Origin of the sequence: Micromonospora sp. WMMD736, assembly GCF_049179015.1 — a bacterium.
In the GTDB taxonomy this organism is placed as follows: Bacteria; Actinomycetota; Actinomycetes; order Mycobacteriales; family Micromonosporaceae; genus Micromonospora.
This window is the reverse complement of record NZ_JBMHMI010000001.1, coordinates 6,936,986-6,949,184: the sequence shown is the minus strand read 5'-3', so window position 1 is coordinate 6,949,184 and position 12,199 is coordinate 6,936,986. Positions and strand designations below refer to the sequence as shown.

10 protein-coding genes are annotated in these 12,199 nt (G+C 73.7%); 3 read left to right on the top strand and 7 right to left on the bottom strand.

Going from position 1 to position 12,199, the window contains the following annotated elements:
• Nucleotides 1-40: 40 nt before the first annotated feature.
• Complete coding sequence (locus ACN269_RS31590) at nt 41-997, bottom strand: GGDEF domain-containing response regulator (RefSeq protein ID WP_421475993.1); 957 nt, start codon at nt 995-997, stop codon at nt 41-43.
• 1 nt (nt 998) lies between these two features.
• Nucleotides 999-1,679, bottom strand: a complete 681-nt coding sequence (gene rpe / locus ACN269_RS31585; RefSeq protein ID WP_421475991.1) for a ribulose-phosphate 3-epimerase — start codon at nt 1,677-1,679, stop codon at nt 999-1,001.
• Between the two features lie 254 nt (nt 1,680-1,933).
• Between rpe and ACN269_RS31580 the strand changes: the two genes are divergently transcribed.
• Nucleotides 1,934-2,824, top strand: a complete 891-nt coding sequence (locus ACN269_RS31580) for a septum formation family protein (protein ID WP_421475989.1) — start codon at nt 1,934-1,936, stop codon at nt 2,822-2,824.
• Nucleotides 2,825-2,908: 84 nt separating this feature from the next.
• Nucleotides 2,909-3,799, top strand: a complete 891-nt coding sequence (locus ACN269_RS31575; protein ID WP_421475987.1) for a septum formation family protein — start codon at nt 2,909-2,911, stop codon at nt 3,797-3,799.
• Nucleotides 3,800-3,853: 54 nt separating this feature from the next.
• Here ACN269_RS31575 and ACN269_RS31570 read toward each other — a convergent pair whose 3' ends face one another.
• The 5 genes from ACN269_RS31570 to ACN269_RS31550 all read right to left on the bottom strand — a co-directional run bounded on the left by ACN269_RS31570 (nt 3,854) and on the right by ACN269_RS31550 (nt 10,657).
• Nucleotides 3,854-5,332, bottom strand: a complete 1,479-nt coding sequence (locus tag ACN269_RS31570) for an RsmB/NOP family class I SAM-dependent RNA methyltransferase (protein WP_421476682.1) — start codon at nt 5,330-5,332, stop codon at nt 3,854-3,856.
• Nucleotides 5,287-6,213, bottom strand: coding sequence for a methionyl-tRNA formyltransferase (fmt, locus tag ACN269_RS31565; protein ID WP_421475985.1), 927 nt, complete (start codon nt 6,211-6,213; stop codon nt 5,287-5,289). Before fmt ends, ACN269_RS31570 begins: the two co-directional genes overlap by 46 nt.
• A gap of 5 nt (nt 6,214-6,218) precedes the next feature.
• Nucleotides 6,219-6,779 carry a peptide deformylase gene (gene def, locus ACN269_RS31560; RefSeq protein WP_421475984.1) on the bottom strand — a complete coding sequence of 187 codons (561 nt, stop codon included), beginning with the start codon at nt 6,777-6,779 and terminating at the stop codon, nt 6,219-6,221.
• A 46-nt stretch (nt 6,780-6,825) separates the two neighbouring features.
• Nucleotides 6,826-8,094 (bottom strand): cytochrome P450, encoded by a 1,269-nt coding sequence (locus tag ACN269_RS31555; RefSeq protein ID WP_421475983.1) that lies wholly within the window; start codon nt 8,092-8,094, stop codon nt 6,826-6,828.
• Between the two features lie 79 nt (nt 8,095-8,173).
• Complete coding sequence (locus tag ACN269_RS31550) at nt 8,174-10,657, bottom strand: ATP-binding protein (RefSeq protein ID WP_421475981.1); 2,484 nt, start codon at nt 10,655-10,657, stop codon at nt 8,174-8,176.
• A gap of 244 nt (nt 10,658-10,901) precedes the next feature.
• Here ACN269_RS31550 and ACN269_RS31545 point away from each other — a divergent pair, with 244 nt between their 5' ends.
• Nucleotides 10,902-12,182 (top strand): hypothetical protein, encoded by a 1,281-nt coding sequence (locus ACN269_RS31545; RefSeq protein WP_421475979.1) that lies wholly within the window; start codon nt 10,902-10,904, stop codon nt 12,180-12,182.
• The last annotated feature ends 17 nt before the right edge of the window (nt 12,183-12,199 follow it).

The window sequence follows — 12,199 nt, the reverse complement described above, 5'->3', positions numbered from 1 at the left end:
GTCGTCATGCAGGCGAGCTACTTCACAGCGGGATCACGCGTCAGGTGACACCGCGCCGCCGGTCCACGGCGACGTACGACCCCGGTTGGCTCTTGGCGACCGTCTTCATCTCCGAGGCCACCGCGATCGCCTCGAGCGGGTCGGTGAACCGCTTGCCGGCGTCGGAGAGCGAGACGCCGATCGAGAGTGTGACCAGGGCCGCGCGGCGGATGTTGCCGCGCCGGTCCTTCAGCTCGACGAAGCCGCGCTCACGGTCGGTCGCGTCGTAGAGGGTGTCGGCGGACTTCTCGAAGTCGACCACCGCGCGGGAGGTGAGCGGGCGGACCTGGTCGGGCGCGCAGACGATCACGAAGTCGTCGCCACCGACGTGACCGAGGAAGGCCGGCGGCAGCCCCACCGCCACCACGGCCCGGTGCAGGCTGCGGGCCAGGGCGGAGATGAAGTCGTCGCCCCGGACGAAGCCGTACCGGTCGTTGACGCTCTTGAACCGGTCGATGTCGATGTAGCCGACCGCGTAGTCCACGCCCTGCCGGACCCGGTCGCTGATCTCCCGCCGGATGCGGCTGTTGCCGGGCAACCCGGTGAGCGGGGAGACCTCCCGGAACTCCTTGTTGCGCCGCAGCGTCGAGGAGACCCGGGCCACCAGCTCGGCGGTGTCGAACGGCTTGACCAGGTAGTCGTCCGCGCCCGCGCTGAGGCCGTGGACCTTGTCCACGGTCATCCCCTTGGCCGTCAGCATGATCACCGGCAGCGCGGAGGTCATCGGGTCGGCGCGCAGCCGCCGGGTCAGCTCCAGGCCGTCGATGCGGGGCATCATGAGGTCGACCACCGCCAGGTCCGGCCGCTGGCGCTCGATCACCTCCAGGGCCTCCTGGCCGTCGCTGGCGTGGATCACGTCGAAGCCGTGCAACCGCAGGTTGAACTCGACGAACCGGGCGATGTCCTCGTCGTCGTCGACGACGAGGATGACGTCCTTGCGGTCGGCGTCGGGCTCCACGTCAGGCCTCGGGCGCCGCGCGTTCCGCCAGCGCCCGCAGGTGCCGTACCGCCTCCGCCGGGTCGGCGGCGCCGTAGACGGCGGTGCCGGCCACGAACGCGTCGGCGCCGGCCGCGGCGGCCTGCTCGATGGTGTCGGCGGCGATCCCGCCGTCCACCTCGATGCGCAGCTCCAGGTGCCCGGCGTTCACGTGCCGGCGGGCCGCGCGGACCTTGTCCAGCAACTGCGGGATGAACCGCTGCCCGCCGAAGCCCGCCTTGATCGTCATGATCAACAGGGTGTCGAAGCTGGGCAGCAGGTCCAGGTACGGCTCGATCGGGGTGTCCCGGTCGATGGCCAGTCCGGCCTTCGCGCCGGCCGACCGCAGGTCCTTGGCCAGGGCCACCGGGTCGTCGGCCGCCTCGACGTGGAACGTGACGTTGTACGCCCCGGCGTCGGCGTACCCGGTGGCCCACCGGCGCGGGTCGGAGATCATCAGGTGCACGTCGAACGGCATCGTGGTGGCGGCCCGCAGGCTCTGCACCACGGGCAGCCCGATGGTCAGGTTGGGCACGAAATGGTTGTCCATCACGTCCACGTGCAACCAGTCCGCGGCGTCCTCGACGGCACGGACCTCTTCGGCGAGGCGAGCGAAATCGGCGGCCAGGATGCTCGGCGCGACGATCGGCGGCGGTACGGTCACGGGGCCAGTGTACGAACGCGGCCACCCTCCGCCCGCAGCACGGCACCAACTCCGACACGCTGTGATCCAGCAGTGACCACTAGTGCAGAATAAGCCGGCCCGGACCCTCGAATCCGGACGAACAGACATCAGCGACTGGCCGAAAGACCCAAACGCGACGACACTCCAAGCGGGACGGTGCCGTAGGCTGCACGCCCGCCGGGGTCGCGCCGCGGGGCGCGGCGACCGGTCGCCAGCTCCCGGGAGGGCGGACGATGCGACGGTGGCTTGCAGCGCTGGCGCTGGTCGGCGTCACGACGATGCTGCTGTCCGGCTGCGCGCCGGCACGCGGCGCGGACGGTGATCTCACCGACGACTGGCCGGAACTGCGGGATCCCCGACCCTTCACTCCGGCCACCGACACCTGCCTGCCCCGGATCACCGCGGTCGTGCAGGCCAGCACGTACGAGACCGTGGACTGCGCCCGCAGCCACCTCGCCGAGGCGATCCACGTCGGCACGTTCACCGGGCCGGCCACGCGGGCCGGCGCCCGGCCGGGCCCGGGTTCGACCGCGCTGCGCGCGGCCCGCGCCGAGTGCGACCAGCGGGCCCGCGACGTGCTCGGCGGCGACTGGCACACGGCCCGGCTCACCCTGACGCTGTCGCTGCCCACGGCGCCGGCGTGGACCGGCGGCGCACGCTGGTTCCGCTGCGACCTCAGCGAGACCGACAGCATCGACAACACCCGCCCGGTGAACCGCGTCGGCAGCCTGCGTGGCGCGTTGATCGGCGACAGCCCACTGACCCACCGCTGTTTCGACCCCAAGCTGATCGGCGACAACCTCAACTACATGGCCCCGGTGCTCTGCACCGAGCCGCACCGCGCCGAGTTCGTCGGCGTCTACGAGGAGAAGGACATGAGCTGGGCGTCCTTCACCCGGGCGGGCGAACTGGCCCACCGGCGCTGCATGGCGCTGATCGCCGCGTACGTGGCCGTGCCCAACAACAGCGAGCTGCCGTACCGGGCCGGTTCCATCTACTACCCACCGTCGCAACGGGAGTGGGAGGAGGGTGACCGCGGGGTGCGCTGTTTCCTGTGGAGCGACGACCGCAAACTCACCCGGTCGATGCGCGGCGCCGGCCCCGAAGGACTACCGGCGATCTGAGCTACGGTGCCGTATGCTGCTGCGCCGTGGCTTCACCGGCCGGCTGGAGGTCGACCGGGGGTCACCGGCGGCGGGAGGTCGAAGATGCGACGGTGGTTGACGGCGATTGCCGGGGGCGCGGCGGTGGCCCTGGCCCTCACCGCCTGTAGCGCGCCGGCCGGAGTGGACCGGGACCTCACCGACGACTGGCCGGCGCCCGTGGCGGCGCAGCAGTTCGTCCCCGAATCGGGAGTCTGCCACCACTCCTCCCAGCAGGTCGGTTTCCTCAGCGGCTACAACCCGATGGAGTGCAGCGAGGCGCACCGGGTGGAGACCATGCACGTCGGCACGCTCACCGGTGCCAGCGCCCAGCGCAGCACCACCCCGCTTCCCGGCTCGGAGTCGATGCGGGCCGCGCAGGCCGGCTGCGAGAAGGAGGTCACCAAGGCGGTCGGTGGCGACTGGCGCTCCGGACGCCTCGGACTGACCGTCGTGCTGCCGTCGCCACCCGCCTGGGCCGGCGGTGCCCGCTGGTACCGCTGCGACGTCACCGAGATCGCCAGCATCGACGACACCGCCGTCGACCTGCGCACCGGCAGTCTGCGGGGCGCACTGAGCGGCGCGGCCCCGCTGGCCTACCGCTGCTTCAACCCGAAGCTGGTCAAGGACGACATCGAGGCGATGGTGCCGGTGTCCTGCACGGCGAAGCACCACGCCGAGTTCGTCGGGATCTGGCAGGCCCCGGACATCAGCTACGCGGAGTTCAACCGCACCACCAAGCGCACCCACCGGGCGTGCCAGTCGGTCACCGCGAAGTACGCCAAGGTGCCGGACGACTCCAAGCTCGACTTCCGTGCCGGGACGATCTACTACCAGCCGTACGAGCAGGAGTGGAAGAACGGCAACCGTGGGGTGCAGTGCTTCCTGTGGATCAGCGACCGGAACCTGACCCGCTCGATGCGCAACGCCGGCGACAAGGGCCTCCCGGTCACCTGACCCCTCGCCGCCCCGGCCGCTCGACATTCCGAGCGGCCGGACAACGGTGTGCGGTCAGCCCTTGCGCAGGACGGCGAGGAACATCGCGTCGGTGCCGTGCCGGTGCGGCCACAGCTGCACGGTGGGGCCGTCACCCAGGCCGGGCATGCCGGCCGGCAGCAGCGGCCGGGCGTCGACGAAGTCCACCGCCACACCGCTGCGGCGGGCCGCCTCGGTGACCGTCACGTGGGTCTCCACGGTGTGCGGCGAGCAGGTCACGTAGGCCACCAACCCGCCCGGCCGGACCGCCCGCAGCGCGGCACCCAGCAGCTCACGTTGCAGCCGGGTCAGCGGCGGCAGATCCGACGGCTGCCGCCGCCAGCGCGACTCGGGACGCCGACGCAGCGAGCCCAGCCCGGTGCACGGCGCGTCCACCAGCACCCGGTCGAAGTGCCCCTCCGGCAGCTTCGGGTCCGCGCCGACCTCACGGCCGTCGGTGGCCAGCACGGTCACCGGCAGGCCCCGGGTCGCCTGGGACACCAGCCGGGCCCGGTGCTCGGCCACCTCAACGGCGGTCAGGCGGGCGCCCCGCTGCGCGGCCAGCGCGCCCAGCAGCCCGGCCTTTCCGCCGGGGCCCGCGCACAGGTCCAGCCAGCGCCCGTCCGGGCCGTCCAGCGGAGCGTCGGCGAGCGCGGCGGCCACCAGTTGGGAGCCCTCGTCCTGGACGTGGGCGCGACCGTCGGCCACCGCCGGCACGTCGCCGGGGGCGCCGCCAGGCAGGTAGACCGCGTACGGGGAGAAGGCGCCGGGCGCCCCGCCGACCGCGTCGGCCAGCTCGACCGGGTCGATCAACCCGGGTCGGGCGCACAGGTGCACCGGGGGACGCTCGTTGTCCTCGATCAGGAGCCGGGCCGTCTCGCCCAGGTCACCGCCGAGTGCCTCGGAGAAGGCCCGGACGATCCACTGCGGGTGGCTGTAGGCCAACGCCAGGTGCCCGACCGGGTCGGTCTCCATCGGCGGCGCGAGCTTGGCCACCCAGGCGTCGATGTCACGGGTCGACACCTCGCGCAGCACCGCGTTGGCGAACCCGGCCGCGCCCGGCGCGACCGAGCGGACCAGGTCCACGGTCGATGACACGGCCGCGTGCGGGGGCACCCGCGTGTGCAGGAGCTGGTACGCCCCGATCCGCAGCGCGTCGCGTGCCGGCGGGTCGATCCGGGCCACGTCCCGGCCGGCCGCGTCGCTGAGGATCGCATCCAGCGTGCCCAGGTGACGCAGCGTGCCGTAGGTCAACTCGGTGGCGAACGCGGCGTCCCGGCCGTACAGCCCCTCCTCGCGCAGGATGGTGGGCAACACCAGGTTCGCGAAGGCGTCGTCGCGGTGCACGGCGGCGACCGCCTCGTACGCCGCGCGTCGCGGCCGGTCCAGCGGCGGCCGGGCCGGGCGACGGTCGCCACCACGGCCGGTCGACGGACCGCCCCGGTACGGGCGCGTACCCTCCGGGGCCGTCACGCGAGGCCCTCGCCGGCACCGACGCGGACGCCCCGCGCCCAGTCGGTGGCCGCCATGGCCCGCTTGCCCGCGGCCCGGACCTCGCCCAGGCGCACCGGTCCGGTGGCCGTACCGGCCAACACCCGGGTCTTCTCCACCAGCAACTCCCCCGGTTTCAGGTCCGGGCCGTCGGGCACCGGTGCGACCGGACCGAGCTTCACCCGCTCGTCCCGGAAGGTCGTCCACGCGCCGGGCGCCGGGGTGCAGGCGCGGATGCGCCGGTCCACCGCGAAGGCCGGGTCGCCCCAGCGGACCCGGGCGTCCTCCACGGTCAGCTTCGGTGCCAGGGAGACCCCGTCGGCGGGCTGCGGCTCGGCGCGGGCGGTGCCGTCGGCGATCGCGTCGAGCACGGCCACGAGCAGCCCCGCGCCACTGTCGGCGAGACGTTCCAGCAGGTCGCCGGAGGTGTCACCGGGACGGATCTCGTCGGTCAGGGTGCCGTAGACGGGCCCGGTGTCCAGGCCCTGCTCCAACTCGAAGACGCTGGCCCCGGTCACCTCGTCGCCGTGCAGCACCGCGTGTTGCACGGGCGCGGCCCCCCGCCAGGCGGGAAGCAGCGAGAAGTGCAGGTTGATCCAGCCGTGGCGGGGGATCTCCAGCGCGGACGGCGGCACCAGCGCGCCGTAGGCCACCACCGGCACGCAGTCCGGGGAGAGCGCACGCAGCCGGTCGAGGAACTCCGGGTCGCGGGGACGGGCCGGCGTGAGCACCTCCACGCCGTGCTCGTCGGCCCACACCCCGACCGGGGAGCGGGACAGGCCCCTCCCCCGTCCGGCGGGCGCGTCGGGCCGGGTGACCACGGCGACCAGCTCGTGCCGGGAGGCCGCGACGGCGGCCAGGGCGGGTACGGCCACCGCCGGCGTACCAGCGAAGATCACACGCATCCGGGTCACCGCCCCAGGCCGAAGGGGCTGCCACCGGCGTGCGGGTTGACCTTGACCACCGGCGGGGCGGCCGGGTCGTACCACTCGGCCTGGCGGATCGCCTTCATGGCCTCCTTGCGACCGGCGGAGTCGAGCCGGTCGAGGAAGAGCACCCCGTCGAGGTGGTCGGTCTCGTGCTGCACGCAGCGGGCCATCAGCCCGGTGCCGACGATCTGCAGCGGGTCGCCGTAGCCGTTGAAGCCCTTGGCGACGACGTTCTGCCGACGCTTGGTGTCGAAGTAGAGCCCGGGGATGGACAGGCAGCCCTCGGGGCCGTCCTGCTCCTCCTCGTCGGGGAACTCCAGCACCGGGTTGACCAGGTGCCCGAGCACGTCGTCGACGTCGAAGGTGAACACCCGCAGGCTCACGCCGAGCTGCGGCGCGGCCAGGCCGGCGCCGTTCTGCCCCCGCATGGTGTCGGTGAGGTCGGCGATGAGCCTACGCAGCTCGACATCGAAGTCGACCACCGGATCGGCCGGCGTGCGCAGCACCGGGTCCCCAAACAGACGGATGGGCTGGACGGTCACGCGGGACGGCTCCTTCGGCAGGCGGGGCGAGCGGTGTCGTACCAGTCTACGGAGTGCCCGGGTGGGACCCGGCCGGCGTACCTCGATCGGCCGCGGCCGGTGTGCCCAGCGTCACCAGCAGGCTCTCGTAGCCGCGCAGGGTCAGCCGGGTCCGGTGCCGGGGCGGCGCGGCCAGGGCCAGCTCGGGCAACCGGCGCAGCAGCAGCGGGAACGCCAGCTGCGCCTCGAGCCGGGCGAGGCCGGCGCCGAGGCAGTAGTGCGGACCGGCACCGAAGGACAGCGGGTGCGTCTGCGCACGGGTGGGGTCGAAACGCTCCGGGTCGGTGAAGCGGCGGGGGTCGCGGTTGGCCGCGCCGAGCAGCAGCAGCGCCGTGCTGCCGGCCGGCAGGTCGAGCCCGCCGCAACGCACCGACGCCGTGCTGGTCCGGGTGGTCAGCTGCACCGGGGAGTCGTAGCGCAACAGCTCCTCGACGTACGCCGGGACGAGCCCGGGGTCGGCCCGCAGCGCGTCGGCGGCCTCGGGGTGGCGCAGCAGCACGACGAGGCCGTTGCCGAGCAGATTGGTGGTGGTCTCGAAGCCGGCCACCAGCAGCACCACCAGGTTGGCCAGCAGTTCGTCGCCGGTGAGCCGCTCGCCGTCGGCGTCGTGGACCTGGACCAGCGCGGTGGTCAGGTCGTCGGCCGGTTCCCGGCGCCGGGCGACGATCAGCTCGACGAAGTAGTCGCGCAGCTCGGCGGCGCCCGCGTCGGCGACGGCCAGTTCCGCGGTGGTGATCTCCGGCTCCAGCACGCCGGTCAGGTCGCCGGCCCAGCGGCGGAACAGCGGCCGGTCCTGCGCCGGCACGCCCAGCAGCGCGCAGATCACCCCGACCGGGAGCGGGTACGCGAAGTCGGCCAGCACGTCGACCGGCCGGCCGTCCTCGGCGCGCTCGATCATCGCGTCGAGCAACTCCTCGGCCTGTGCCCGCACCACGTCACGCATCCCGGCGATCCGGCGCGGACTGAACGCCCCGGCGGCGAGCCGACGCATCCGGCTGTGGTCGGGCGGGTTGGTCCGCAGCATGGACCGGGCGATCGACTTCATCGCCGGGCTCTGCCGCCAGTTCGGCCACACCTGGTCCCGCAGCGCGTCGTCGAGCACCCCGAGCCGGGGGTCGCGCAGCAACTCGTCGGCCTCCGGGTAGCCGGTCACCACGTACAGGCCGGGCAACGCCTCGACCACCGGACCGTGCGAGCGCAGCCGCTCGTACGTCGGGTACGGATCGACGCGTCCCTGCGGCGACATGAGCAGTGTGAGCGCCTCGGCAGCCTCCATGGCCGGCCTCCCCGTCGATGCGTGCGAGGCTCCATCATCCCGGTGCCGCCGCCGGACGGCAGCCCCTGCCCGGCACCCGTCAGCCCCGGGCGGTCGCCGCCGTGGCCAGCAGTGCGCGGACCCGGTCGCCGTCGGGATGGCCGAGGTTGTCGAGGATGCGCAGGGCACGCCGCCAGGTCCGCACCGCGCCGACGGTGTCCCCCGCCGCCTGCCGGCTCTCGCCGAGCCGGGACAGGGTGTCCGCCTCGTCGTAACGGTCGCTGATCCGCCGGTAGAGCCGCAGCGCGCGCCCGTAACACCGGATCGCCTCGGCGTGGTCACCCAGGCGGGCGTGGATGAAGCCGAGGCTGTCCCAGGTGTTCGCCTCACCGTGCCGGTCACCGGTGCGACGCAGCAGTGTCAACGCCTGCCCGCAGTGCGTGAGCGCCGGGGCGTACTGGCCGAGCTGGGCGTACGCCCAGCCCACCGCGTTGCGGGCGCTCGCCTCCCCGGCGAGGTGACCGGCGTCGCGGTACAGCGCCAGCGCCCGCTGCCCGTGCTCCAGCGCCTCGGCGTGCCGGCCGAGGCCGTCGAGCATCGCCCCGAACGCCCGGTGGGTACGCGCCTGCCCGGTGTGGTCACCCAACACCCCGAAGATCGCCAGCGCCTGCCGGTAGTTGGTCGCCGCCTCGTCCACCCGGCCCAGCCGGGACAGCACCCGGGCCAGGTCCCGGTGGGCGTTCGCCTGCCCGAGCCGGTCGCCCGCGCAGCGGGCCCCGGCCAGGGCGGTCCGCTGGGCGGCGGCGAGGTCCGGCCACCGCCCTCGTCGTTGCAGGAAGTCCACCAACGTCCACGCCAGCTGCCAGGCATGGCCGTCGAACCCGACGTGCCTGGCGTGCGCGACCGCCGCCAGGAGCACCGGATACTCGGTGGTGAACCAGGCGAGCGCCCGCCCGTGGTCGACGATCTCCTCGGGCAGCACACCGGGTGCGACCGGGGCCAGGGTGACCGGATCCCGGCCCGGTTGCAGCAGCAGCGCGGCCGCGTGCGCGGTGTGCAGGTAGTGGTCCAGTCCACGCCGGATCGCGGCCCGTCGGGCGCCGGCCGGCTCGAACCGCTCGGCCTGCTGAAGGGCGTACGCCCGGAGCAGGTCGTGCGCGCCGAACCGCCCAGGGGCGTGCTCGGTGACGAGGTGCGCGTGGGCCAGCTCCGCCAGCAGTCGGGGCGCCTGCTCCCGGGGCACGCCGGCCAGGCTGGCCGCCGCCGCCACACCGATGTCCGGGCCCGGGTGGCAGCCGAACAGGCGGAACAGTCGTGCGGCCGGGGGCGTCAGGCTCCGGTAGGACCAGGAGAACACGGCCTGCACGTCGGTGCCGGCATCACCGGCGTCGAACGATTCCAACGGGCGGGGCGCCTCGCGCAGCTCGGCCGCCAGGCTGGCCAGGGGGAACCCGGGATTCGCCGCGCCCCGCGCGGCGAGTACCGCCAGCGCCAGCGGCAGCCGCGCGCACCGCTCGATGATCTCGTCCACCGCCCGTGGCTCGACGGTCAGCCGGTCCGCGCCGAGGCGGCGGGCCAGCAACTGCCACGCCTCGGCGGCGCTGAGCAGTTCCACGCCCAGCGGCCGGGCGCCCTCGGCGGCGACCAGACTGGCCAGGCGGTTGCGGCTGGTGACCAGGACCAGGCAGGTCGGGCTGCCGGCCAGCAACGGCCGGACGTGCTCGGCGTCGCGGGCGTTGTCCAGCAGCACCAGCATCCGACGGCCGGCGAGCAGGCTGCGGTACAGACCCACCTGCGCGCTCAGATGGGTGGGGATCCGTTCGGGCGGCACCTCGAGGGCCTCGAGGAACCCCCGGATCGCCTCGACCGGCGTCACCACCGTTCCGGTGGAGTCGAATCCCCGCAGGTCGACGTAGAGCTGACCGTCCGGGAAGCGGTCGGCGACCCGATGCGCCCAGTGCACGGCCAGGGTGGTCTTGCCGACTCCGGCCGTACCGGACAGGGTCACCACCCGGGCGGGTGCCATGCCGCCGTCGTCGGCGGCGTCCGGACCGGCACAGGCGGCGTCGAGCTGCGCGAGCTGGGCGGTACGTCCGACGAATCCGGGCAGTGCCGGGGGCAGCTGACGGGGTACGGGGAGGCGGTTCGACGTCGCGGCGACCCGCTTGCCGCCGCCGCGGGAGCGGACGGCTTCGTCGGCTGCCCGCACGTCGGTCGCGTGGTCACCGGTCGGGCGTCTGCGTCGCTCCTCGATCCGGTCCCGCGCGGTGGCCAGCAACCCCTGCTCGGTGGGGCTCGCGCCGAGCAACCGGATGAGCGCGTCGAACCGCTCCGGCGGGGGCAGGACGTTACCGGCGAAGTACTCCCCGATGATGCCGCGTGACCAGCCGGTCTTCGCCGCCAACTGCCGGTACGTCAGCCGGGTCTCGCCCTGCTGCCGTGCTTCGCGACGGCGTAGTTGGCGCAGCAGAGCGGCCAGATCCGGCAGGGTCTGCGCCGCGACGGCCCGGCGTCCCACGTCGCCCGCCCCGGGCGACTCCTGCGCCCCGGCACGAACGCCGGGAGGAATCCACTGGTCGGACATGCGGCCCCCACCCCCTTGCGGTCACCCGGCCGCCCCGGATGCCGACACGGGCAGGCTAGACGCGGCCACCCGCAGTGAGATAGGAGATCGCCGATGTCTGACAGTTCACATCGGACCTTTCGCCGTCCGATGGTGTCCGACCGTGTCCAATCCCGTCCAGGATCGCGCTCCGGAACGGGCGTCGCGTGCCACCGTCCTGGGGGCGGGCCGAGCCCGCGCCACGAACCCTGGGGAAGGGGTACAGATGATCCGTCCACACCCGACCGCCCGCCGGTCCGCGTCGATGCTGCGTCGCATCGCCGTGACCGCCTGCGGCCTCACGCTGCTCGTCGCGGGCGTGAGCGCCGCGCCGGCAGCCGCCGCGCCGAAGGGCAAGGCCACCACCACCGGATCGTTCGTCGACAGCACCGCGGTGCCCGGCGGCTTCGCCTCCTGGTCCGAGCTGCTGACGTTGCAGGAGCGGATGAACACCGCCGCAGCCCAGATCACCAACGCCGCGCAGCGCAGCGCGAACTCCGGCTTCGCCGGGATCGTCGCCGATCCCACCACCCGCCACCTCCAGGTCTACTGGAAGGGCGAGCCGCCGGCCCGCCTGGTGGCCAACGCCCGGGCCACCGTCGCGACGACGGTGCTGCCCGCAGCGTACTCGCAGCGGGAACTGATGGTCGCGGCCGACAAGCTGCGCGCCTCGGCCGGCGACAAGATCACGACGGTGGGGCCGCGCGCCGACGGCGCCGGCCTGCTCGTCGGTACGCAGAGCGGACTGCTCGGCGCGGCGGCTCTCGCCGGCGTGCCGGTGACCGTGCAGACGGGTGTCGCCGCCGCGCCCGCGACCCGGTGGGACGACTCGCCGCCCTGGTGGGGTGGTGCCGCGTGGCGTAACACCTCCACCGGCGGCGGTTGCTCGACCGGCTTCGGCGTCTGGGCGGGCGGGGTGTCGCGGGTGCTCTCCGCCGCGCACTGCGCCAACCTCAACGTCGTCGCGGCCGACCCGACCGGGCAGACCATCGGCACCGTCATCAGCCGCAACGTCAGCAGCGACACGCTGCTCATCGCGGGCTCCGGCGGCGGCCGGGTCTTCAACAACAGCACCGACGCGAACGGCGCGGTGGTCAGCGAGTTCAGCAACCAGGTGATCGGCGCGCAGGCCAGCCAGGTCGGCAACTGGGTGTGCAGTTCCGGCGCGTACTCCGGCACCCGGTGCTCGATCCAGGTGAAGGCCCGCAACCTGTGCATCAACGTGCGCAACTTCGGCACGGTCTGCGGCCAGGTCCAGGCCGAGAACACCGCCCGCACCAACGCCGTCGGCCAGGGCGACAGCGGCGGTCCCGTGGAGATCGTGAACCCGGCGAACACCCTCCAGGTGTGGGCGACCGGCACCAACACCGCCATCGACGACACCAACACGACGACGGCGTGTACCGGCTACGTGCCCACCGGGCGGACGTGCGCCTGGCGGTTCTACTACGAGGACATCTTCTCCGGCATGGCCGGCGTGGGCGCCTCCGGAGTCGTCCTGGGCTGACGCCTCCGCACGACCAT

Excerpts from the sequence above, each read along its gene's own strand:
- ACN269_RS31580 (WP_421475989.1), top strand. The coding sequence starts at position 1,934 with ATGCGACGGTGGCTTGCAGCGCTGGCGCTGGTCGGCGTCACGACGATG.
- ACN269_RS31575 (WP_421475987.1), top strand. The coding sequence starts at position 2,909 with ATGCGACGGTGGTTGACGGCGATTGCCGGGGGCGCGGCGGTGGCCCTG.
- fmt (WP_421475985.1), bottom strand. The coding sequence starts at position 6,213 with ATGCGTGTGATCTTCGCTGGTACGCCGGCGGTGGCCGTACCCGCCCTG.
- ACN269_RS31555 (WP_421475983.1), bottom strand. The coding sequence starts at position 8,094 with ATGGAGGCTGCCGAGGCGCTCACACTGCTCATGTCGCCGCAGGGACGC.
- ACN269_RS31550 (WP_421475981.1), bottom strand. The coding sequence starts at position 10,657 with ATGTCCGACCAGTGGATTCCTCCCGGCGTTCGTGCCGGGGCGCAGGAG.
- ACN269_RS31545 (WP_421475979.1), top strand. The coding sequence starts at position 10,902 with ATGATCCGTCCACACCCGACCGCCCGCCGGTCCGCGTCGATGCTGCGT.